Below are 22737 nucleotides of genomic sequence, written 5' to 3' on the forward strand. Positions count from 1 at the left end.
CCGGGAGCGGATTGTAGTAGCCGGATGGACGCAAGCGCCCTCCGGACTCTGTCAGAAGGTTTCCCAGTTCCCGTCAACCATCGCTGCTGCGGGTTTAGCTTTTGCGACGTAGGTTTTCACCGGTGCCGCTTTTACCGCCTGACCGCGAGTGATTTTAAACACCGCGACCGCTTCGTTCAGGCGCGCAGCCTGATCTTCCAGCGCCGCCGCGGCTGCCGCTGACTCTTCCACCAGCGAGGCGTTCTGCTGAGTCACGCGATCCATCTCGGCGACCGCCTGCCCGACCTGATCGATACCACGGCTCTGCTCGTCGGACGCCGAGGCGATTTCGCCCATGATATCGGTCACGCGGGTGACGGCATTCACGATTTCAGACATGGTCTCCCCGGCCTGATTCACCAGTGCAGAACCGGCGTTGACGCGATCGCCTGAATCATCGATCAGCGCTTTGATCTCTTTCGCGGCCTGAGCGCTACGCTGGGCCAGAGTACGGACTTCCCCTGCCACGACTGCAAAACCACGGCCCTGCTCACCTGCACGCGCCGCTTCTACCGCCGCGTTGAGAGCCAGGATGTTGGTCTGGAAGGCAATGCCGTCGATCACGTTAGTGATCTGGGCAATTTTGCTGGAACTGGTGGCAATCTCATCCATCGTGCGCACTACGCCTTCCACCACGCTGCCGCCTTTTTTGGCGGTGGTTGATGCATCCAGCGCCAGTCGGGACGCCTGACGGGCGTTATCGGCGTTTTGCTTCACGGTGGCGGTCAGCTGTTCCATGCTCGCAGCGGTCTCTTCCAGCGACGCGGCCTGCTGCTCGGTGCGGGAGGAGAGATCGTTGCTGCCGACGGAAATTTCACCGGCGCCCGTATAGATTGTGTCAGCCCCTTCGCGCACCACGCCGACGGTGTTCGCCAGTGCGGTTTGCATCTCTTGTACGTTACGCGCCAGTACCGCCATTTCGTTCTTGCCCTGGGCGTCGATCGGCTGCGTCAGATCGCCTGCCGCAATCGCGCGGATATGGCTGATGACATCATGCAGCGGGAGCAACAGTACGCGGCGCATCGCAATCCAGCTGGTAATAATAACGGCGGCGACCACCACCATAATGGCGGAGAGGATCCACAGGATGCGGGTGTAGTCGCTTTCATTGTCCTGAATGCCTTTACTGGTCAGCTTCGCCTGCGCTTCACGCCACTCGCGATACACCTTTTGCATCGCGGTCTGCTTTTGCTCGGCGTTTTGCTTGAACATATCTTCCAGGTTGCCCTGTGCCAGTAAGGTGTTCATTTGCGTCAGAGTGGCGGAGTAGACGCGGTACTGCTCTTCCAGCTGTTTGGAGAGGTTTTCGTCCATCCCCGGCGTTTCCGGCAGGGCGTAATATTTATCGTAATGACCCTGCGCTTCCGTCAGCAGGTTTTTCGCGGTAGCGACCAGCTCGTTCAGCTGCCCGCCGTTAATCTGGCTCGCCACGCTGCTCTGCAAGCGGAGCATTCCACGGTTGAGGGTGACGCGCGCCTGGTTGAGGCTGATCCAGGCGTCAGTAAATTCCGCGACGTTCTGGCTGGAGAGCTGAGAGACGGTGAAATTGTCTTTGTCATTATTCAGAGCATTGATGAATACCCCGGCGGAGATCAGCTGAACGGCGCCCAGCCCGAGCAACACCGAGATTAAGAGGGTGATGACTTTTATACGTTTAAACATGCGATGCCTTTAGTTATCTGCAGGATTTTATCTGACCTGTATCTATCGGCAGGGGCGCGGGGTTGTTTAACGTCTTCTCCGGCATGAGAAGCCTATTCGCGGAATTTTTCAAATCCATTCAGCAGGTTAATACATCAAAATAAATGTGACGGATCTCTCATTTTCGCCGCTGCCCCCAAAGGGTTATAGCTTCACCATAAAGATGCATTTAAAATGCATCTTATATTCTTAATGATGAGGTAACGACGATGGCCTTCCGCGACCAACCTTTAGGCGAGCTGGCGCTCTCCATCCCGCGCGCATCTGCGCTGTTCCGTAAATACGATATGGACTACTGCTGCGGCGGGAAGCAAACGCTGGCGCGTGCGGCATTGCGTAAGGCGCTGGATGTTGACGCGATTGAAGCTGAACTGGCGCAGCTGGCCGAACAGCCCATCGAGAAAGACTGGCGCAGCGTGGCGCTGGCGGAAATCATCGACCACATCATCGTGCGTTACCACGACCGTCATCGCGAACAGCTCCCGGAACTGATTCTCCAGGCGACCAAAGTTGAGCGCGTGCATGCCGATAAAGCCACCGTACCGCGCGGCCTGGCGAAATACCTGACCATGCTGCACGAAGAGTTATCCAGCCACATGATGAAAGAGGAGCAGATCCTCTTCCCGATGATCAAACAGGGCATGGGTACGCAGGCGATGGGACCGATCAGCGTCATGGAGAGCGAGCACGACGACGCGGGCGAACTGCTGGAGGTGATCAAACACACCACCAATAACGTGACGCCGCCGCCAGATGCCTGCACGACCTGGAAAGCGATGTACAACGGCATTAACGAGATGATCGACGATCTGATGGAACACATCAGTCTGGAAAATAACGTCCTGTTCCCACGTGCCTTAGCCGGGGAATAAAAAAAGGCCCGGTCGCGTGAGCGCTTACCGGGCCTCTATTTGTGCCTTAGTGTGCCGGAGAGGCGAAAGGCGCCTCCGGCAACAGACTTAGCGCATGCCTGCCATACGTTTCTTACCGATAAACAGCCAGCCTAACCCCAGCGCAATGAACCACAGCGGCGTTACGATCAGCGCCTGACGGGTGTCATCTTCCAGCGTCAACAGAACCAGCACAAACACGAAGAACGCCATACAGACCCAGCACATCAGCTTGCCGAGCGGCATTTTGTAGATGGACTTCTCATGCAGTTGCGGACGCTGTTTGCGGTACACCAGGTACGAGCAGAGGATGATGGTCCAGACAAACATGAACAGGATCGCGGAGACCGTGGTGATCATGGTGAACGCACCAATCACGCTCGGGTTGACGTACAGCATCACCACACCGCCCAGCAGGCAGATACAAGAGAAGGTTAGCCCTTTCGCCGGTACGGCACGTTTGGAGAGCTTCGCGAAAGCGCTGGGTGCCACGCCTTCCTGCGCCAGACCGAACAGCATACGGCTGGTCGAGAACACGCCGCTGTTGGCAGAAGAGGCCGCCGACGTCAGCACCACGAAGTTAATCAGGCTTGCCGCAGCAGGCAGACCAACCAGCACGAACAGTTCTACAAACGGGCTTTTGGTTGGAACGACGGAGCTCCACGGCGTCACGGACATAATGACGATCAGCGCGAAGACGTAAAACATGATGATACGAATCGGGATGGAGTTGATTGCGCGCGGCAGGGATTTCTCCGGATCTTTGGTTTCCGCAGCGGTGGTGCCCACCAGCTCAATACCCACGAAGGCGAACACCGCAATCTGGAAGCCAGCAAAGAAGCCGCTCAGCCCTTTCGGGAACCAGCCGCCGTCATTCCACAGGTGTGTAAAGGAAGCCTGCACGCCGGTCGGTGACTGGAAGTGCGTCAGCACCATCACCAGCCCCACGACAATCAGCCCGACGATGGCGACGATTTTGATCATCGCAAACCAGAACTCCATCTCACCAAACATTTTTACGGTGGCGAGGTTGAGGCTCAGCAGCAGGACGATCACCGCAAGGGACGCCACCCAGTCGGAAAGACCGGGGAACCAGAATTGCGCGTAGGCGGTGATGGCGACAACGTCAGCCATGCCGGTGACCACCCAGCAGAACCAGTACGTCCAGCCGGTAAAGTATCCCGCCCAGGGGCCGAGCAGGTCAGAAGCGAAGTCGCTAAAAGATTTGTATTCGAGATTCGAGAGCAGCAATTCACCCATTGCGCGCATCACGAAGAACAGCATAAAACCGATGATCATATAGACGAAGATGATCGACGGCCCGGCAAGACTGATGGTTTTGCCCGACCCCATGAACAGCCCTGTGCCGATGGCACCGCCGATGGCGATAAGCTGAATATGACGGTTTGTGAGATTGCGCCGTAGCGACTGTTCAGACGAAGCCTCTTCGTCGGCAACGACTTTTACCTGATCTACCATGTGTTTTTTTCCTGTTATGCCTGTCTGTGTTGTTAAGGCTCTTCTGGCCTTTAGTTACGTCATGATGTGACGGTCCCTTAAAAAGGACTCATCGATAGTAGGTAAGAATCGGCGGGATGAATACTATGAAATAGATATTATGTTAATAATATGTTTAAAGTGAGTGTCATATCACTCATACAACGCGAAACAGCTCACAAAAATACACGCAACTCGTAGCTTTGCAAGATAAAATATTGATATCGGCTTAACTATAGGTTTTCTCACTATTTCCCCTCCCGCAAGGGGAGAGGAAATGCGTGTGCCGATTACAGAATTTCCAGCAGCTCGACTTCAAACACCAGGGTGCTGAATGGCGGGATGGACGCGCCAGCGCCACGCTCGCCGTAAGCCAGGTTCTGCGGGATAGTCAGTTCCCATTTGGAACCTACAGGCATCAGCGTCAGCGCTTCGATCCAGCCTGGGATCACGCCGTTGACCGGGAATTCAGCCGGTTCGCCACGGGCGACAGAGCTGTCGAACACCGTACCGTCGATCAGTTTACCGGTGTAGTGCACGCGTACATGGTCAGTACGTGCCGGGATTGCGCCTTCGCCCTGAGTGATGACGCGGAACTGCAGGCCGGATTCGGTGCTGTTCACGCCCTCTTTCTCACGGTTCTCTTCCAGGTATTTCACGCCTTCGGCGGCCATCTCTTCAAAACGCTCGCGACGAACGGCATCCGCACGTTCGTGAACTTCACGCAGTGCGCGATGTACAACGTCTACCGGTACAGCCGGGTGTTTGCCTTCCAGCGCGTCAGCGATACCCGCCACCAGTGCTTCAGGTAACAGTCCTTCCAGGCCGGATTCGCTCAGCTGCTGTCCTACCTGCAAACCGATACCGTAGCTTGCCTGCGCTTCGATAGTGTCAAAAGTCGGGGTGGTCATGGGTTTTCCTTCCATCACATTTAAAGTAGCGGGCAGCATATCAGCCACGCCCTTATGGGTAAAACTTTGTCTTAAGTTAAGATGACAAACTGCGCCGAAACAGAAACAATAGAGGTGACCAGGTGTTTTCCTAAACGTGAGTCACACGAGTCGGGTTTACTACGCCATTCAGGCAGTTAGCAGACTATACTTCTCAGGACAGGATTATAATGATGCGGAGCAGGAGGAGAGCCATGCCCGGGCGATTTGAACTGAAACCTACCCTGGCGAAAATCTGGCATGCGCCGGACAACTTTCGCATCATGGATCCGCTGCCGCCCTTCCATCGCAGAGGCATCATTATTGCCGCCCTGGTGGTGGTGATTGGGTTCCTGCTTCCTTCTGGCGATGACAGCAGCGATACGCAGCCTGTCACGCGTAATGCGCAGTTAGATATTCAGTCGCAGTCGCGGCCACAGCCCGATCAACAGCCGATGCAAACACAGCTGGTCACGCCGTCAAACGATTCAGGCCAGGTGGCGCCGGTCTCCCCGGAACCGATTCAGGAAGAGCAGCCGCAGGAACAAGCCGCAGCGCCTGTTCAGTCGCAGGCGCAGCAACCCACCGGTATTGAACAGCAGTGGCGCTCCTATCGCGTCGAGCCGGGTAAAACCATGGCGCAGCTCTTCCGCGACCATAATCTGCCACCGACTGATGTGTACGCCATGGCGCAGGTAGAAGGCGAAGGAAAACCCCTGAGTAATTTGCAGAATGGCCAGATGGTACAGATTCGCCAGAACGCCAGCGGCGTGGTGACAGGGCTGACGATTGATACCGGCAGCGGCCAGCAGGTGCTGTTTATGCGTGAGCCAAACGGCAGCTTTATCCGCGTGAAGTAACCGAAAGCCCGGTCACACTGGCCGGGCGTTCATATCAGGCGGTTTTTTTCACCTTATTCACCCACCAGATCCCCGAACAGACCAGCACCAGCGCGATAGCGTATTTGATCTCCAGAATGTTTTCCCCGAGGAAAATGGCGGACAGCACAGTACCGGCAACGGGAATGACAAAGTTGAAGGGGGCTATCATGCTGACGCGGTTTACTTTGAGCAGCATACTCCACAGGGCAAAGGCCACGGACGAGAGCAGCGTCAAATAGCCGAGAACGGCCACCGCAGCCGTGCTGTGCACTTCCAGCCGCCCACCCGTCGAGTAGCCCCCTACCACCAGCACCAGCCCGCCAATGGCCAGTTGCCACCCGGTCATTACCGTGGGATCGACGGTTTGCGAAATACGTTTCCCGTACAGCGTGGCTGCCGAGAGGATGAGCGCCGCCAGCACCACAAAACCATCGCCGTTCCAGACAAAGTGAAAATCCAGTAATCCGCTGTTGAAATTCACCAGCATCACGCCCGCAAAGCCCAGAATACAGCCAATGGTTTTGTTATAGCTGAGCTTGTCGTTTTGATAAATAAAGTGCGCGAGCAGTACGCTGAAGAAGGTTCCGGTCGCATTCATGATCGACCCTTTCACGCCGGTCGTGTACGCAAGGCCCACATAGAAGAAAACGTACTGGATTGACGTTTGTGTCAGGCCCAGCAGCGTAAGCTGCCCAAACTGCCGTGGCGTGAGTCGGGCGATAGGTTTGCGTTGCGCGAGGGCAAACAACAGCAGTAGCAGGCCTGCAAAGAGAAAACGGTAACCGGCAAAGACCACTTTCGACGGAATATCGTCGGTGGCAATCTGAAAAAGTTCGTAACCACTTTTGATCGCCGGATATGAGCTTCCCCACAGCAGGCAGCAGAGCGTGGCGCTGGCGTAGGCGATATTCTTACGGGCAAACAGGGATACGGGCTGAGAGGCGTCCATAGCAAATCTCAAAGATAAAATAGCGTTTCAATTATTATCAGGGATTGCGACGGGAATAGCTACCATACAAGTTGAGAGGTGTGATTCTGGCGGGGCTAAAAAACAAAACGCCGGCACAAGGCCGGCGCTTAGACGCTAACTAAGTAAAAAATTACTCAGCTACAACGTTAACAACCAGTTTAGCGAACACTTCGCTGTGAACCTGGAAGTCCACTTCGTGCTCACCAGTGGTACGCAGAACGCCGTTCGGCATGCGAACTTCGCTCTTAGCCACTTCAACGCCAGCTGCAGTTACAGCGTCAGCGATGTCGCGGGTACCGATAGAACCGAACAGTTTACCTTCGTCGCCAGATTTAGACGCGATGGTAACGGTGCCCAGTGCATTGATTGCTTCAGCACGAGCGTTAGCAGCCGCCAGAACGTCAGCCAGTTTGGCTTCCAGTTCAGCACGACGTGCTTCGAAAAACTCAACGTTTTTCTTAGTAGCTGGAACAGCTTTACCCTGTGGAACCAGGAAGTTACGTGCGTAACCCGCTTTAACGTTAACCTGATCACCCAGGCTGCCCAGGTTTGCTACTTTATCAAGCAGAATAACTTGCATTACCTTATCCTCTTAAAGTCGTATTAATGGACCGTGCCCGATTACTGATGACGATCAGTGTACGGCAGCAGGGACAGGTAGCGAGCGCGTTTGATAGCGCGAGCCAGCTGACGCTGATATTTTGCACGAGTACCGGTGATACGGCTTGGGACAATCTTACCGCTTTCGGTGATGTAGTTTTTCAGCGTTGCGATATCTTTATAGTCGATCTCTTGAACGCCTTCCGCGGTGAAACGGCAGAACTTGCGACGACGGAAATAACGTGCCATATGGCTAGTCTCCAGAATCTATCAAATCAATCTGCTCGGCATGCAGAACCATTTTGCTCAGGCCGTTCTTTGCCTTGTGGCAAGAGATGAACCCCTGAACGGTGACTGCACAGCCGACCGTTATACTGTGAGTAATGGCCTGGTTTTCGTGTCCGCTAATAATAACGGGCATTTGGCACCACGCCTGCCGGTGAAACCCGGCTTCCTCCTGCACAGAACGATGCTCAAGCACGAACTGGCAATGAGGAATTCCTGATGGGCTGACCTTACGAAGGGGGGTCCTGCACACGGTACCGGACAACACCAGACGGTTGGTCATCAGAAATTACTCTTCAGAATCCCCAGCATCAGAATCATCTGCGGTTTCGTTTGCGAAATCATCGCGACGCTCACGGCGCTCGTCTTTCGCTTTAACCATCGGAGATGCTTCGGTAACTGCGTTCTTAGTACGCATTACCATGCTGCGGATAACGGCGTCGTTGAAGCGGAAGTTAGTTTCCAGCTCATCGATCACTTCCTGCGGAGCTTCAACGTTCAGCAGAACGTAGTGAGCTTTGTGCAGTTTGTTGATCGGGTAAGCCAGCTGACGGCGGCCCCAGTCTTCCAGACGGTGGATCGTACCTTCTGCTGCAGTGATTGCACCAGTGTAACGTTCGATCATACCCGGAACCTGTTCGCTCTGGTCAGGATGGACCATAAAAACGATTTCGTAATGACGCATCGAATTGCTCCTTACGGATTATTCAGCCTCCTGTCTGGGTCAGCCGCGGCCCATGGAGGCAAGGAACGTGTTAAAGGGCGGCCGAAAAATTGACGCGTCATTCTAATTGCGAACCCCCATAAACTCAAGCTGATTGCACAAATAATTCGCACAAAGCGTAAAGCTGGCCTAAGTGGATGATTTAAAATTAGACACATCGGAAAGCGCTACTTTTTTGAACAACAGCATCAGAAATGGTCGCCATTCCCCACACTATTAGCGATTACACTTTAATCAGACCCTATCCCAGGCGAATAAGGAGAGGAAAACCGTCACACAGCACGCAGTCGTGGAGCGCATATCATGAAAAAAATCGTAATAGCCATTCTGGCTGCGCTTTTGCTCAGTGCAAACGCGATGGCAGCCATCAAGATCGACGGTCGACAGGCCAGAAATATGGATGATGTGCAGAGCTTAGGCGTAATTTACATAAACCATAACTTCGCCACCGAAAGTGAAGCAGATCAGGCGCTGAATGAAGAGACTGATGCATCGGGCGCAAAGTACTACCACGTCATTTTGACCCGTGAGCCCGGTAGCAACGGCAATATGCATGCAAGCGCAGATATCTATCGATAAGACTTTGACGCTAGCACCAGGAAAGCCAAAACGAGAACATAGCCATAGTTTGACTTGCCCCCTGCCCGGGGGCTTTTTTTATTTCTGCCCGTAATAAGCATCAGGGCCATGCTTGCGCAGATAGTGCTTGTTCATCAAATAGCGATCAATGGGCTGTAGCTGCGGATTGATTCCGCGCGCAATCCACGCCATCTTCGCCACCTCTTCCAGCACTACCGCGTTGTGCACCGCCTCGTGAGCATTTTTGCCCCACGCAAACGGGCCGTGCTGCCAGACGACAATCCCCGGCGTATGCAGCGGCTCGCACTCGCCGATCGTCTCGATGATGACCTTGCCCGTATTCAACTCATATTCACCCTGTACTTCTGCTTCGGTTAATGGCCGGGTACAGGGAATATCACCGAAGAAATAGTCTGCGTGCGTGGTACCGAGTGCCGGGATAGCGAGCCCGGCCTGCGCCCAGGCTGTCGCATGGGTAGAGTGGGTATGCACCACACCGCCGAGCGTCGGATAGCGGCGGTACAGCGCCAGATGAGTTGCCGTATCCGAGGAAGGGTTCCATTTCCCCTCAATTACGTTACCCTCAAGATCCACTACCACCATATCCTCTGGCTGCATAACGTCATACGCCACCCCGCTTGGTTTGATGACCACCCGCCCGCGCACGCGGTCGATAGCACTCACGTTGCCCCAGGTGAATGTCACCAGGCCGTAGCGCGGCAAATCCATATTCGCGTCATAGACCTGCTGTTTAAGCTGTTGCATGAGCCGCCTCCCGCAATCCCGCCCGCGCCATACGCTCGCAAACCCAGTCGCGCGCTTTCGCCACTTCAGCTAGTGGGTCGTCTGCCGTTTCGCTCCACATCTCAATCAAATAAGGCCCGCAATAACCGCTCTGTTTGAGTGTCCGGAAGCACTGTTCGAAATCCACCACCCCGGTGCCGAACGGTACGTTTTTGAATACGCCGGGGCGTGTGTCTTTGACGTGAACAGCCACGATATGCCCGCAACCTGCCTGCAACTCCATTTGTACGTCGTTATCCCACGCCGAGAGATTGCCGATATCAGGATAGATCTGGAACCACGGATTATTGAGATAGTGCGCGTAGCCCAGCGCTTTGCTGATGGAGTTCATCAGCGGGTAATCCATGATCTCCATCGCCAGCGTCACTTGGGCACGGCTGGCCATTTCTACGCTTTGCTTCAGCCCCTCACGAAAGCGACGCCGCGTTTCGTCATTGGCCTCCTGATAATAGACGTCATAGCCCGCCAGCTGGATGACGCGAATCCCGACATCCTGCGCGAAAGTGATGGCTTTACGCATGATCTCCAGCCCCTGGGCGCGAATCTGGTCATCTTCGCTGCCGAGCGGAAAACGTCGGTGCGCACTTAAGCACATTGACGGCACCCGCACGCCCGTTTCCGCTACCGCGTTGACCAGCGCCAGCCGCTGTTCACGGCTCCAGTCGAGACGCGCGAGACGAAGATCGGTCTCATCCACCGACATTTCGATAAAATCGAACCCCAGCTGACGCGCCAGTTGCAGGCGCTCCCGCCAGCACTCCCCGGCAGGGAGTGCTTTTTCGTAGATCCCGAGCGGGACCTGTTTCGATAACATATCCGCTCCTTATCCCCACAGCTGGGCGATGGAGCGTTTAAACTGACGCGCAGCCTCTACCGGTGAAACCGCATCACGAATGCTGCGCCCGGCGATAAAGACGTGAATCGGAATGCCTTTAAACAGCGGTAAATCCTCCAGTGCCAGGCCGCCGGTCACCGTCACTTTGAAGCCCATCTCCGAAAGACGTTTAATTGCGCTGATATCCGCGTCGCCCCAGGCGACACCTGCGGCCTGCGCGTCGCGGCTGCGGTGATACACCACCTGCTGAATGCCCGCATCACGCCACTCTTGCGCCTGCTCCCAGGTCCAGTAGCCCGTCAGCTCAATCTGCACATCGCCATTGAATTCGTTTGCCACTTCCAGCGCGCCTTTGGTGGTGTTGATATCGGCACAGCAGATCACCGTCACCCAGTCTGCGTTCGCTTCAAAACACATGCGGGAGAGAATTTTCCCGGCGTCAGCGATCTTGGCGTCGGCCAGCACGATTTTATGCGGGTATAGCGCTTTCAGGTCACGGACGGCGCGAACACCTTCCCCGACGCAGAGAATGGTGCCGACTTCGATGATGTCCACCTCTTCAGCAATCAGACGCGTGGTTTCATACGCATGGGCCATCGTTTGGTTATCCAGTGCGACCTGCAACATCGGTAATGACATTTTCAATTCCCTCTTAAACTGCCGCCGCAGTGGCGTGATCGATTAATTCCAGCACTTCCTGCTCGGTACGGCAGGCGCGTAAACGGTCGAAATTGGCTTCATCATCAAACAGGTTAACGATCTGCATGATGCCCACCTCCTGGTGAGTCGTCGCATCGACTGCCGCCAGGGTGATCAGGATATCGACCGGGTCGTTATCCTCATGGTTAAACACCAGCGGCGACTTCAGCGTCACCAGCGCAAAGCCGGTTTTTTTAATGCCCTCTTCCGGGCGGCCATGCGGCATGGCAAGACCCGGTGCGATAACAAAGTACGGGCCGTGCTGCGCCACGCCGTCGAGGATGGCCTGGTAATAGCGCGGCTCAACCACATCGGCGTTAACCAGCAAATCGACGCCCAGTTTGACGGCGTCCTGCCAGGTGCTGGCCTCGGCCTGAAGCAGGATGGAATGATTTTCCGCCAGCGAATCTCGTAATTTCATGACGCGTCCTTATTTGATATCGCCAGGGAAGTGCGCTTTGATGACCTCCATCAGCTTCGGACCAAAATCGGCAGCCGAGAGCATGTTGCGCACGCCCACCACATACTTATTGCCCGTCACCGTGATCTCCCCTGCAATATGCGTGGAGGCAATAATCACATCCGCCCCGTTCAGCTCGCTTTTGTATTCGCCCACGGCACAGCTATTTACCGAATGATCAACGCCCTGCCCGGTGAGAAACTGGTCCACTTTCATTTTCATGATCATGGAGCTGCCCTGTCCGTTACCACACACTGCCAGAATACGTACGGTCATAATCAAAACTCCTTATTAAGCAGACTGCTCTGCCAGTTGTTTCTCTGCGTCTTCTTCAGCGCGAAGTGCGCGTCCGGCGAAGACCATATAAACCAGTGCAATCAGGATAATGATGGCCATAAACGCGAGCCCGATGGAGGCGAAGCCCTGCATCATCGGCGGCGCCAGAATCGACCAGTCGGCCATGCCCATCCAGGCGCTCATGCCGGTCAGTTTGACCGCCCATACGCAGCCGAAGATTTCGATCATCCCCATCACCAGACAAATCTTCAGCGCCGCGCGCCAGCCGCCGAAGTGGTTAGCAAACACGCCGATGGTGGCGTTAGAGAAGAACATCGGGATAAAGCCGGGAATGATCAGAATGGAGGAGCCGCAGCCAACCAGAATGCCCACGGCAATCAGCTGGCCGATGGTGCCCCACATAAAGCCCCACACCACGGCGTTCGGCGCAAAGCTATAGATTGCCGCACAGTCGATCGCCAGAACGGCACCGGGGATCAGGCGCTGAGAGATACCGTTGAAGGCTTCGGAAAGTTCAGCCACAAACATGCGCACGCCCTGGGTGATGATGAAAATCGCCACCGCGAACTGGAAGCCTGTTTGCAGAATGTAGATAGTCCAGTGGGTTTTGCCGGCCATCGCCTGCACAACGTCAATGCCGAAGGAGAGCAGGATCGCGCCAAAAAAGAGGGTCATGACGATGGCAGTGGAGACAATATTGTCGTGGAAGATATTCAGCCAGCCGGGCAGTTTGAGATCTTCAACGCTCTCCTCTTTCTTACCGAGGTACGGCGCAACTTTATACGCAATCCAGGAGGCAAACTGCTGCTGGTGACCAATCGAGAAACCGCAGCCGTCGGTCACTTCCTGCGTCGGTTTGTACATCATGTTGGAGGTGATACCCCAGTAGAGCGACACCAGCACTGCGGTGCAGATAATGGTGGTCCACATCGGGTAGCCGAAGATATAGAAGAAGACGGCAATCAGACCCGCCTGCTGGAACATGATGTGGCCGGTGAGCATGATGGTGCGAATGCCGGTAATACGCCGCAGCAGGACGAACGTAATGTTCAACGCCAACGCAAGCAGCACCGCATACCCCACCCAACTGTAAGCCTCGCCCATGCGTTCAATGGTCGCCATCATCGAGGCATAGGTGTCAGAGATAGCACCGTTAATGCCGTAAACTTCCGACATTTTGGCGACAACAGGCTTGAACGTGCTGGTTAATATGCCTGACCCTGCCTGCAGCAACATAAACCCGATAATCGTTTTGATGGTGCCTTTAACAATTACGCTCGCGCTTTTGCGTAACAGGATATAGCCGAGGCAGGTCACAATACCCAACAACAGCGGCGCATTGGTCATTACCTGGTTGAAGAAAACGGTAAAGACGCTGTAGAGGATTTCCATAACACACTCCAGAAAGTGAGGGTACGAAGGTTAAACTGCGTACAAGAAGTGCCCTCACTCTAGTAATCACAAATAATCACCACAAGATTGAATTTGATTATTTGTGACGCGTCACGCAAATTATTTCCCTGCACTTTATAGTGATTTTCATTCAGCATTCACCATCACCAGTTTTTTCTTTAAATTTATATGATTAACTCAACAAGCTAACAATTAACCCTGTTTGCACGCTCGCGCCAGGCATCCATGTCCGATCCATCAATCAGTAAAATCACCATTGCAAAGCTGATTTAATGGTGACAACATAAATCACAACACGTCACATTGTGATTAATTATGATTGAAACAGGGAGTCAAACGATGAGTAAAGTAAAATCCATCACCCGCGAATCATGGATTCTGAGCACTTTCCCGGAATGGGGTAGCTGGCTGAATGAAGAGATCGAACAGGAACAGGTCGCACCGGGCACCTTTGCAATGTGGTGGCTGGGTTGCACCGGGATTTGGCTGAAATCGGAGGGCGGCGCAAACATCTGTGTCGATTTCTGGTGCGGGACGGGCAAGCAGAGCCATGGCAATCCGCTGATGAAAGCAGGCCATCAGATGCAGCGCATGGCTGGCGTCAAAAAACTGCAGCCGAACCTGCGCACCACGCCGTTTGTGCTGGATCCGTTCGCGATTCGTCAGATCGATGCCGTGCTCTCAACCCACGATCACAACGATCATATCGACGTGAACGTAGCAGCAGCGGTCATGCAAAACTGCGCCGACGATGTGCCCTTTATTGGGCCACAAACCTGCGTGGATCTGTGGATGGGCTGGGGCGTGCCAAAAGAGCGCTGCATCGTGATGAAGCCCGGCGACGTGGTGAAAATCAAAGACATTGAGATCCATGCCCTCGACGCCTTTGACCGTACCGCATTGATTACTCTGCCTGCCGACCAAAAAGCGGCTGGCGTGCTGCCGGACGGCATGGACGAGCGCGCGGTGAACTACCTGTTCAAAACGCCTGGTGGATCGCTCTATCACAGCGGCGATTCGCACTACTCCAACTACTATGCGAAGCACGGCAACGAGCATCACATCGACGTAGCGCTGGGATCGTACGGGGAAAACCCGCGCGGTATCACCGACAAAATGACCAGCGCCGATATGCTGCGCATGGCGGAAGCGCTCAACACCAAAGTCGTGATCCCATTCCACCACGATATCTGGTCAAACTTCCAGGCCGATCCACAGGAGATCCGCGTCCTGTGGGAAATGAAAAAAGATCGTCTGAAGTATGGCTTCAAGCCGTTTATCTGGCAGGTCGGCGGCAAATTTACCTGGCCGCTAGACAAAGATAACTTCGAATACCACTACCCGCGTGGTTTCGATGACTGCTTCACGATAGAACCCGATCTGCCGTTCAAATCGTTCCTGTAGTGGCGGAACTCAGGTTGCCAGGCGAGTCGCCTGGCAATTCTCTCATTTGCTTAGTATTTTCAGGCTATTTCAAATATCATCTTTTAAAATCAATTTATTTCGGAATAGCTCATGACGGAAGCGCAACGGCATCAAATTTTACTGGAACTCCTGGCGCAAACCGGCTTTGTCACCGTCGAACAAGTGATTGATCGCCTGGCGATCTCCCCAGCCACGGCGCGGCGTGATATCAACAAACTGGATGAGAGCGGGAAGCTCAAAAAAGTGCGCAACGGTGCCGAGGCGATCAGCCAGCAGCGCCCGCGCTGGACGCCGATGAATATCCATCAGGCGCAGAATCATGATGAAAAAGTGCGTATTGCGCGGGCGGCTTCGCAGCTGGTGAATCCGGGGGAAAGCGTGGTGATCAACTGCGGCTCCACGGCCTTTTTACTGGGCCGCGAGATGTGCGGGAAACCGGTGCAAATCATCACGAACTATCTGCCGCTGGCCAATTACCTGATCGACCAGGAGCATGAAAGCGTAGTGATCATGGGCGGCCAGTACAACAAGAGTCAGTCCATCACCCTCAGTCCACAGGACAGCGAAAACAGCCTGTATGCCGGGCACTGGATGTTTACCAGCGGTAAGGGCCTGACTGCCGACGGGCTGTACAAAACCGATATGCTGACGGCGATGGCGGAGCAGAATATGCTAAACGTTGTCGGAAAACTGGTGGTACTGGTCGACAGCAGCAAAGTGGGCGAGCGCGCCGGCATGCTGTTCAGCCGGGCAGAACAGATCGACATGGTGATCACCGGCAAAAACGCTAACCCTCAGATCCTGCAAAAACTGGAGGATCTGGGTGTCACCATCCTTCGCGTTTAGAGATGTTTTTGGAAAAAACCGGTCGTGGCATCCAGCGCCGTGGGCGTGATGCGATGCCCCACACCGGCTTCCCACAGGCAGGTCAGGTTTTTATTCAGCCCCTCACGCAACAACGCCTGCTGTAAACGGAATGTCTCGGCGGCAGGCACAATATCGTCTGCTTCGCCGTGCCAGAGCAGCAGAGGGCGGTCTGCCAGACGCGGTAAGGCGTGTGTCACGTCCCACTCCTCGAGAGTTGCCAGAACGCTTTCAACGTCCTGTGCCTGTGGCGGAAAGAGGGTCTGCGACAGAGAGGTAAAGTATCCCGACCCCATCAGGCTCGCTACGCATTTTACCTCCGAGTGGCGCGCCATAATGCCCAGCGCGGTCATGCCGCCCATCGACGCTCCCGCGACGGCAAGACGTTCATCGGCCACCAGCCCCGCCGCATAAAGCGCATCGCGAAGACCAGCGAACTCCGTCAAACTGCCGTGTAATATTTGCCAGAACTGCCCTAACCGCGCCTGTTCATCACCTGTGAAACGCGCCCCATGCCCGGGTGCATCCGGCATCACCACGCGAAAACCCGCCTGCGCCAGCGCGACGGCAAAATAGCTGTAAACCAGTTTTGATGAGGTAAACCCATGATAAAAAATAATAACGGGTAAAGGTTGTTCACTTAATCCCGCCGGGAAAGCGTGTAAAATTTCATGGTCGCCGAGCCGCTGTGTCTTAAGTTCAATCATCGTCGATCCTCTTTCTAATGGGTGATTCATAATCTTGAGAACTGGATTACGCTTTCACGATATTTTCATTCGAAAATGACGTCACAGATAACAGTTTGGGAACATTCCCCCAAAATGAAATTCGCAGACATCTACACTATGGCTATCAGGAAACGAGATATGGTTATGCGCAGGTTCGCTGCTTTATTGCTGGTGCTGCTGTTAACAAGCTGTAGCGTGCTGGAAGGAACACCACAGCCCGCCCCGGCCGCCACCAGTTATCCTCAGGAAATTCGTCGTAATCAGACCGAAGGATTACAACGTATGGGTACCGTCAGTGTGCTGGTTCGTGGCTCACCGGCGGATGCGGAGGATGCAATAAAAGCGAAAGCTGTCGCCGCAAAAGCAGATTACTACGTCATTATTATGGTGGATGAAACCATTATTACCGGACAGTGGTACTCGCAAGCCATTTTGTATCGCAAATAACTGTCAGGATTTAAACGACATTTACACTGCTTTGCGTCCATAGACGTTTTCCTGTCCACAATAAACTCCATGCCTGTGACAATGGAAGTGAGTTTATTTGCGAAGGATTGCCCGGCGGATACCGGAGACATGTGAAATGGAGCTGACAATGAAACGATCTCTTGCTTTGACCTCACTGCTGCTCTCAGCGGGGCTGATGAGCACAACCGCGCAGTCAGCCGAATTTGCCAGCGCTGATTGTGTCACAGGCTTAAATGAAATTGGCCTGATCTCCGTGAATAACATTTCAGGGAGCCCGCAAGACGTGGAACGTGTGATTGCATTTAAAGCGGATGAGCAGGGTGCTTCGTGGTATCGCATTGTCCAGATGCAGGAAGACCGATACGCCGACCAGTGGCGAGTACAAGCCATTCTTTACGCCTGACACGCCCCCGATAAAAGCCACTTAATTTTAGTGGCTTTTGTATTTTTACCAATCCATTATCTTTAACGCTACCAAACAGAGACATCAATGTAACATTCTGTTACATAAAGTTGATAAATGTTAGCGCCGCTCTGCCGTTGAACTGCCATACCTTTTCAACAATGAGCAATTTATGATCAACTTTTTCCGCCGTTCAGGCCTTGGCGCAAAGCTATCGTTACTTACCGGCGTGAGTGTCGCAACGCTCTTTCTGCTGTTCACTTTTCTTCTGAGTCATAAAGCCAGCCAACAGCTGGAAGCACTGGCGGTGGAAGATCTTCATAACCAGTCCACCGGCATCGTGGATATGGTGCAGATGTTTAATACCAGCCTGAGTGAAGAAGTTGAGAGTTACACTAAACTTTTCGGCACCTTTCTGCCCCAGCCGCTCAGCATCGATCCCGGTCAGCTACGCGCCATCAATGGCCAGAACGCCCCCTTGCTGAAAGGCGGCGATACCGAACTGCATGAAAACAACAGCTTCTCCGACGACTTTCTGAGTCGTACCGGCGCGATCTCAACCTTGTTTGTCCGCAGCGGCAACGATTTTGTACGCGTAGCAACCTCCCTGCGCAAAGAGAACGGTGAACGTGCGAGCGGTACCGTGCTGGACAACTCCAGCGCCGCCTTCAACGCCGTCACCAAAGGCGACGTCTATCGTGGCCTGGCCCTGCTGTTTGGCAAGCGCTACATCACGCAGTACCAGCCGGTTAAAGATGCGAGCGGTCAGGTGATTGCGATCGTGTTTGTCGGCGTAGATATCAGCCATTCCTGGAACGTAATGCGCGATAAAATTCTCAATCGCCGCCTGGGCGACAGCGGTCACTTTTACGTCCTGGATCGCAGCAACGGCAAAACACGCGGGCAGTATCTGTTCCACGCCAGCGAAGAGGGCCAACTGCCAAAATGGGATAGCGCACTCCAGCAGCAACTGCTGAGCGGAAAAGAGGGCACCGTCGAGCGCATCAGCGACGATGGCCGCACGCTGAAAATAGCCTATACGCCGCTGCCGGGCTGGAACTGGACGATTGTCGGTGAAGTGGATAAATCCGCACTGCTGGCGAACGTCAACGCCTTACGTGACCGCTTCCTGCTGGCAGGCGTCGTGCTCTCGGCGCTTTTCGCTGCCGCGTTTGTCATTATCATTCGCCGCTGGTTAACCCGCCCTCTGCGCGATGTGATTCACCTTGCCCGCCAGTACGCCGCAGGCGATCTGCGCGCCGAACTGCCCGTCAGCCGTCAGGATGAAGTGGGGCAACTGATCGGCGCGATTAACGGCATCGGCGGCGGGCTTCAGCAAATCGTGCACCAAGTGCGCGAAGCCGCAGGTGAGATTCACCTTGGCACCAACGCACTGGCAGCCGATGCGGGCGAAATTTCCGGGCAGATCAACAAGCAGGCCAGCAGCGTTGAAGAAACCTCCGCGAGCATGGATCAACTGGCCGCCACCGTGCAGCAAAATGCGGCGAACATGGAACAAACGCAGCAGCTGGTGCGGGAAACATCGCGCGCTGTTCATCACGGCGGGGAAACGGTCGGTAACGCTGTCGCCACCATGGATGATATTCGCGACGCATCGAAACGTATCGAAGATATCACCCGCGTGATTGAGTCCATCGCGTTCCAGACCAATATTCTGGCGCTGAACGCTGCAGTAGAAGCCGCGCGCGCCGGTGAACACGGCAAAGGTTTTGCGGTGGTGGCGCAGGAGGTCCGGGCGCTGGCCGCGCGCAGTGCAAACGCCGTTAAAGAGATCGAGCAGCTTATCGGCGACACGCTGAAAAAGGTAAGCGAAGGCCACCAGCTGTCCGAGCAAACCCGGCAGGCGATGGACTCGATCATCGTGCATATCGATAACATCAACCAGTTGGTGACGGAGATTAACCACGCCTCGCACGAGCAGTCGGCGGGGATCCGTCAGGTCAATCTGGCGATGACCCACATCGGCGAAGCGACACATATTAACGCCGACCGCGTATCGCGCAGCGAGCAAACCGCACACACGCTGCGCGAGAAAGGCTCACACCTGACCGAGCTGGTAAGCCTGTTCCGCCTGAAGGGTTAACCGACTCGCCCCGTGGCGCGCAGCAGCAGTTCGTTTTGCACCTGTTCGCTCAGCAGCGAGCCGCCGCGGGGATCCAGCATCATGCGACACCAGGCTTGTGCCACCGGCGGCGAGGCATGTCGCAACATCTGCGCCCCGGCGCCCAGCAAAAAGAGCTGCTGGGTAATTTCCCGGCCCTGAGCCTCCTGCGGTTTACGCAGTTTTTGCTGCAGCTGCCGCCAGCCACGATCAAAATGACGATCCTGACCTTTCACCTGCGCGAAGTCTTCGTGCAGCACATCAACAATGCCCGAATGTTTCGTCAGCACCCGCAGGACATCCAGACACATGATGTTGCCCGACCCTTCCCAGATGCTGTTCACCGGCATTTCGCGGTACAGGCGCGGCAATTCGCCCTCTTCGCAATACCCGGCACCGCCCAGCACTTCCATCGCCTCGGCGACAAAGGGAATTCCGCCTTTGCACACGCTGAATTTCGCTGCGGGCGTAAAGAGCCGCGCCCATGCAGATTCTTGCGGATCTTCCCGACGATCCCAGGCGCGCGCCAGGCGGAACAGCAGCGCCGTTTGCCCTTCGAGCTGCAGCGCCATCCGGCTCAGCACATCGCGCATCAGTGGCTGGTCGATAAGGTTTTTGCCAAACGTCTGCCGCTGATGGGCATGATACAACGCGACCGAGAGCGCGCGGCGCATCAGCCCGTGGCTGCCCAGCGCACAGTCAAAGCGCGTCAGACCGCCCATCTTCAGGATCTGGCGCACACCCTCACCTTCTTCGCCTAATAGCCAACCGGAGGCGTTCATAAACTCGACCTCACTGCTGGCGTTCGACCGGTTACCGAGCTTGTCTTTCAGGCGTTCCAGCCGGACGGCGTTGCGCTGCCCGTCAGGCAGAATGCGCGGAACAAAAAAGCACGACAGCCCACCGTGAGCCTGAGCCAGCACCAGATGGGCATCGCTTTGCGGCACAGAGAAAAACCATTTATGTCCTATCAGCCGATAGCTGCCGTCGCTGCACTTCTCTGCCCGCGTGGTGTTGCTCAGCACATCGGACCCGCCCTGCTTTTCGGTCATTCCCATACCGATAAGCAGCCCACGCTTTTGCGCGCCGGACGCCAGATGCGGGTCGTAGCGATCGCTCAACAGCGGCGAGAGCCAGTCGTGGAAGGGTTTGGGAAGGGATTGCTGGAGTAACGGCGTGGCGGCGAAGGTCATGGTGATGGGGCAAAGCGTTCCGGCCTCAACCTGAGCGTGGAGCACAAACCGCGCGGCGCGGGCGACAAACGCCCCTTTACGCACCTCCTCCTCCCACGCCAGATTGTGGACCCGATTAGCGCATAGCCCCTGCATCAGCAGATGCCACGCAGGATGGAAGCGTACATCGTCCAGCCGCTCTCCGCGCGGATCGTAACGTAACAGTTCTGGCGGATTGGCGTTTGCGAGGCGACCCAACTCCAGCGACTCCGCCGTTCCGAGCTGCTGGCCGATGCTGGCGAGAAATTCGCTGTCCCATTCCGCCCCTTCGCGTGCCACCGCCTCACGCAGCGCGCAATCGGACAGAAACAGATTGCTGTTCGACAGGGGTACAGGCTGATTGAAAACCGTGTGTGTCTGCCAGTGCATATGTCTCCCTCCTTCAATGGCAATGAAGGTAAGTATGGACAGACTGCACAACGGCTGCATGGGAGTCGGGTCACAAGGCGACGATCTGATTGAAATCATTCGTGAAACAGGTCACACAATATAAGAATAAACTATTTCACGCCGGCCATTCTGTTGAATAATTTATTCTCATCTTCCGAGAGAGAATCATTATGCAATCTTCCCAACGTGCGCCGGATGCGCACAAGCGCGCTTTAATTGCAGGTTCGATTGGCAACTTCATCGAATGGTATGAATTCGCGGTGTACGGTTTTATGGCGACCGTCATTGCGAAGAACTTCTTCCAACTGGAAGGTGAAGCGGGGATGACCAGCCTGCTCCTCACCTACGCCTCATTTGCGATCGCGTTCTTCTTCCGCCCGCTCGGCGCAGTGGTTTTTGGCCGCATCGGCGACCGCATTGGCCGTAAGCCGACGCTGATTATCGTACTGGTGCTGATGACGCTCGCAACGGCCGCTATCGGCATGGTGCCGGTTTACGCCAGCATCGGCATTGCCGCACCGCTGATCATTACCGGGCTGCGCATTTTGCAGGGCCTGTTTGCGGGCGGCGAGTACGGCGGTGCCGTGTCGCTGATGACCGAGTTTGCCCCGCGCGGCAAACGGGGGCTTTACGGCGCGTGGCAATCCTTTACCGTGGCACTTGGGCTGCTGGCAGGCGCTGGCATCGTCGCACTGCTCTCGGTCGTGATGACGCCGGACGCGCTGCATGACTGGGGCTGGCGTATTCCGTTCTTCCTCGCGCTGCCGATGGGCATGGTCGCCCTGTGGCTGCGCGTCAGCATGGAAGAGACGCCGAGTTTTGTGCAGCAGAAGGAAAAACCGGTGGTCGCCGAAGCGCACACCGCTGCCACGCTGAAAGCGATTGTGATGGGGATTGGCCGTGTGATGGTCTGGTCAGCCGCCGGGTATACCTATCTGGTGATCATGCCGACTTATCTGCAATCCGCATTGCATACGGGCTTTAACCAGGCGCTGCTGATTGCGGTGATTTCGAATATCGGATTTGCGCTGACGATTATCCCGTCAGGAATACTCAGTGACCGCATCGGGCGACGCACAGTGATGGTGATGGCGACCGCGCTGCTGCTGATCCTCGCCCTTCCGCTGCTGAAAATTTTGCAGGCAGAATCCAGCACCCTGGCGGTAAAAGCGATGGTGGTGTTAATTGCGGGCGGTCTGGTGGGGATGCTCGCGGGGCCAGGGCCTGCGATGCTGTCGGAGATGTTCCCGACGCGCGTGCGCTATACCGGGCTGGGTCTGGCCTATTCGCTGTCTAACGCCATTTTCTCTGGCTGCGCGGGGTTGATTATCACCGGGTTGATCAAGCAGACGGGGAATCTGGATATTCCAGCGTATTACGTGATGGCAACAGCAGTGGTGAGCATTGTCGCGCTGATGACGCTGAATAGAGATGACCATTTGCGGTCTTTAGAAGAGTAGTGTTTGGCCGGGTGGCAGCTTCGCCTGACCCGGCCTGGACGT

At 55.3% G+C, this 22737-nt stretch carries 25 protein-coding genes; 9 read left to right on the top strand and 16 right to left on the bottom strand.

Translation table 11 applies throughout. The features are described from left to right. Positions 1-51: 51 nt before the first annotated feature. Positions 52-1701 carry a methyl-accepting chemotaxis protein gene (locus DAI21_RS02045; RefSeq protein WP_107702385.1) on the bottom strand — a complete coding sequence of 550 codons (1650 nt, stop codon included), beginning with the start codon at positions 1699-1701 and terminating at the stop codon, positions 52-54. Between the two features lie 248 nt (positions 1702-1949). On the opposite strand from DAI21_RS02045, the gene ytfE reads away from it, so the two are divergent. Further along, positions 1950-2612, top strand: coding sequence for an iron-sulfur cluster repair protein YtfE (gene ytfE / locus DAI21_RS02050; protein ID WP_100777870.1), 663 nt, complete (start codon positions 1950-1952; stop codon positions 2610-2612). A gap of 87 nt (positions 2613-2699) precedes the next feature. On the opposite strand, the gene cycA is transcribed toward ytfE, so the two are convergent. Continuing rightward, the gene (gene cycA, locus DAI21_RS02055) at positions 2700-4109 is read right to left on the bottom strand and encodes a D-serine/D-alanine/glycine transporter (RefSeq protein WP_100777871.1); all 1410 of its coding nucleotides are present in this window, start codon (positions 4107-4109) and stop codon (positions 2700-2702) included. A 308-nt stretch (positions 4110-4417) separates the two neighbouring features. Beyond that, on the bottom strand, positions 4418-5038 hold the full coding sequence (gene fklB, locus DAI21_RS02060) for an FKBP-type peptidyl-prolyl cis-trans isomerase (RefSeq protein WP_187469894.1): 621 nt from the start codon (positions 5036-5038) through the stop codon (positions 4418-4420). A 233-nt stretch (positions 5039-5271) separates the two neighbouring features. Here fklB and DAI21_RS02065 point away from each other — a divergent pair, with 233 nt between their 5' ends. Next, a complete protein-coding gene (locus DAI21_RS02065) occupies positions 5272-5916 on the top strand; it encodes an OapA family protein (protein WP_107702386.1) in 645 nt (214 codons plus the stop codon). A gap of 34 nt (positions 5917-5950) precedes the next feature. On the opposite strand, the gene DAI21_RS02070 is transcribed toward DAI21_RS02065, so the two are convergent. The 5 genes from DAI21_RS02070 to rpsF all read right to left on the bottom strand — a co-directional run bounded on the left by DAI21_RS02070 (position 5951) and on the right by rpsF (position 8477). Then, entirely contained in the window at positions 5951-6886 is a 936-nt protein-coding gene (locus tag DAI21_RS02070; RefSeq protein WP_107702387.1) for a DMT family transporter, read from the bottom strand. A 151-nt stretch (positions 6887-7037) separates the two neighbouring features. Beyond that, entirely contained in the window at positions 7038-7487 is a 450-nt protein-coding gene (rplI, locus tag DAI21_RS02075) for a 50S ribosomal protein L9 (RefSeq protein ID WP_059179941.1), read from the bottom strand. A 41-nt stretch (positions 7488-7528) separates the two neighbouring features. After that, entirely contained in the window at positions 7529-7756 is a 228-nt protein-coding gene (gene rpsR / locus DAI21_RS02080) for a 30S ribosomal protein S18 (protein ID WP_000135199.1), read from the bottom strand. Positions 7757-7760: 4 nt separating this feature from the next. Next, positions 7761-8075: a primosomal replication protein N gene (priB, locus tag DAI21_RS02085; protein ID WP_100777875.1), complete on the bottom strand. Its 315-nt coding sequence runs from the start codon at positions 8073-8075 to the stop codon at positions 7761-7763. Between the two features lie 6 nt (positions 8076-8081). After that, positions 8082-8477, bottom strand: coding sequence for a 30S ribosomal protein S6 (gene rpsF / locus DAI21_RS02090; RefSeq protein WP_100777876.1), 396 nt, complete (start codon positions 8475-8477; stop codon positions 8082-8084). Between the two features lie 342 nt (positions 8478-8819). On the opposite strand from rpsF, the gene yjfY reads away from it, so the two are divergent. Then, the gene (gene yjfY / locus DAI21_RS02095; protein ID WP_100777877.1) at positions 8820-9095 is read left to right on the top strand and encodes a DUF1471 family protein YjfY; all 276 of its coding nucleotides are present in this window, start codon (positions 8820-8822) and stop codon (positions 9093-9095) included. A 78-nt stretch (positions 9096-9173) separates the two neighbouring features. Here yjfY and DAI21_RS02100 read toward each other — a convergent pair whose 3' ends face one another. The 6 genes from DAI21_RS02100 to ulaA are packed head-to-tail and all read right to left on the bottom strand — an operon-like array spanning position 9174 to position 13582. Further along, the gene (locus DAI21_RS02100; protein ID WP_107702388.1) at positions 9174-9860 is read right to left on the bottom strand and encodes an L-ribulose-5-phosphate 4-epimerase; all 687 of its coding nucleotides are present in this window, start codon (positions 9858-9860) and stop codon (positions 9174-9176) included. Beyond that, positions 9847-10713, bottom strand: a complete 867-nt coding sequence (locus DAI21_RS02105) for an L-ribulose-5-phosphate 3-epimerase (protein ID WP_107702389.1) — start codon at positions 10711-10713, stop codon at positions 9847-9849. The genes DAI21_RS02100 and DAI21_RS02105 overlap by 14 nt, the downstream gene beginning before the upstream one ends. Positions 10714-10722: 9 nt before the next feature. Continuing rightward, entirely contained in the window at positions 10723-11373 is a 651-nt protein-coding gene (gene ulaD, locus DAI21_RS02110) for a 3-keto-L-gulonate-6-phosphate decarboxylase UlaD (RefSeq protein WP_100777880.1), read from the bottom strand. 13 nt (positions 11374-11386) lie between these two features. After that, on the bottom strand, positions 11387-11854 hold the full coding sequence (gene ulaC / locus DAI21_RS02115; protein ID WP_107702390.1) for a PTS ascorbate transporter subunit IIA: 468 nt from the start codon (positions 11852-11854) through the stop codon (positions 11387-11389). 9 nt (positions 11855-11863) lie between these two features. Continuing rightward, positions 11864-12169 (bottom strand): PTS ascorbate transporter subunit IIB, encoded by a 306-nt coding sequence (gene ulaB / locus DAI21_RS02120; protein ID WP_107702391.1) that lies wholly within the window; start codon positions 12167-12169, stop codon positions 11864-11866. 15 nt (positions 12170-12184) lie between these two features. Beyond that, entirely contained in the window at positions 12185-13582 is a 1398-nt protein-coding gene (gene ulaA / locus DAI21_RS02125) for a PTS ascorbate transporter subunit IIC (RefSeq protein ID WP_107702392.1), read from the bottom strand. A gap of 360 nt (positions 13583-13942) precedes the next feature. Here ulaA and ulaG point away from each other — a divergent pair, with 360 nt between their 5' ends. Both ulaG and ulaR read left to right on the top strand, forming a co-directional pair. Beyond that, on the top strand, positions 13943-15007 hold the full coding sequence (gene ulaG, locus DAI21_RS02130) for an L-ascorbate 6-phosphate lactonase (RefSeq protein WP_107702393.1): 1065 nt from the start codon (positions 13943-13945) through the stop codon (positions 15005-15007). Between the two features lie 111 nt (positions 15008-15118). Beyond that, positions 15119-15874, top strand: a complete 756-nt coding sequence (gene ulaR, locus DAI21_RS02135) for an HTH-type transcriptional regulator UlaR (protein WP_100777885.1) — start codon at positions 15119-15121, stop codon at positions 15872-15874. Here ulaR and yjfP read toward each other — a convergent pair. Next, on the bottom strand, positions 15871-16599 hold the full coding sequence (gene yjfP, locus DAI21_RS02140; protein ID WP_107702394.1) for an esterase: 729 nt from the start codon (positions 16597-16599) through the stop codon (positions 15871-15873). The genes ulaR and yjfP overlap by 4 nt on opposite strands. A 138-nt stretch (positions 16600-16737) precedes the next feature. On the opposite strand from yjfP, the gene bsmA reads away from it, so the two are divergent. The 3 genes from bsmA (at position 16738) to DAI21_RS02155 (ending at position 19595) form a co-directional block, all read left to right on the top strand. After that, complete coding sequence (bsmA, locus tag DAI21_RS02145) at positions 16738-17067, top strand: biofilm peroxide resistance protein BsmA (protein WP_100780773.1); 330 nt, start codon at positions 16738-16740, stop codon at positions 17065-17067. A gap of 136 nt (positions 17068-17203) precedes the next feature. Beyond that, positions 17204-17491: a DUF1471 family protease activator YjfN gene (gene yjfN, locus DAI21_RS02150; RefSeq protein WP_100777887.1), complete on the top strand. Its 288-nt coding sequence runs from the start codon at positions 17204-17206 to the stop codon at positions 17489-17491. A 172-nt stretch (positions 17492-17663) separates the two neighbouring features. After that, positions 17664-19595: a methyl-accepting chemotaxis protein gene (locus DAI21_RS02155; RefSeq protein WP_107702395.1), complete on the top strand. Its 1932-nt coding sequence runs from the start codon at positions 17664-17666 to the stop codon at positions 19593-19595. Here the strand turns inward: DAI21_RS02155 and DAI21_RS02160 are convergent. Beyond that, a complete protein-coding gene (locus tag DAI21_RS02160; RefSeq protein WP_107702396.1) occupies positions 19592-21214 on the bottom strand; it encodes an isovaleryl-CoA dehydrogenase in 1623 nt (540 codons plus the stop codon). The two genes, DAI21_RS02155 and DAI21_RS02160, sit on opposite strands and share 4 nt — an antisense overlap. Before the next feature lie 191 nt (positions 21215-21405). On the opposite strand from DAI21_RS02160, the gene DAI21_RS02165 reads away from it, so the two are divergent. Further along, positions 21406-22695 carry an MFS transporter gene (locus DAI21_RS02165; RefSeq protein WP_107702397.1) on the top strand — a complete coding sequence of 430 codons (1290 nt, stop codon included), beginning with the start codon at positions 21406-21408 and terminating at the stop codon, positions 22693-22695. The last annotated feature ends 42 nt before the right edge of the window (positions 22696-22737 follow it).

This window comes from Lelliottia sp. WB101 (assembly GCF_003051885.1).
Lineage (GTDB): Bacteria > Pseudomonadota > Gammaproteobacteria > Enterobacterales > Enterobacteriaceae > Enterobacter > Enterobacter nimipressuralis.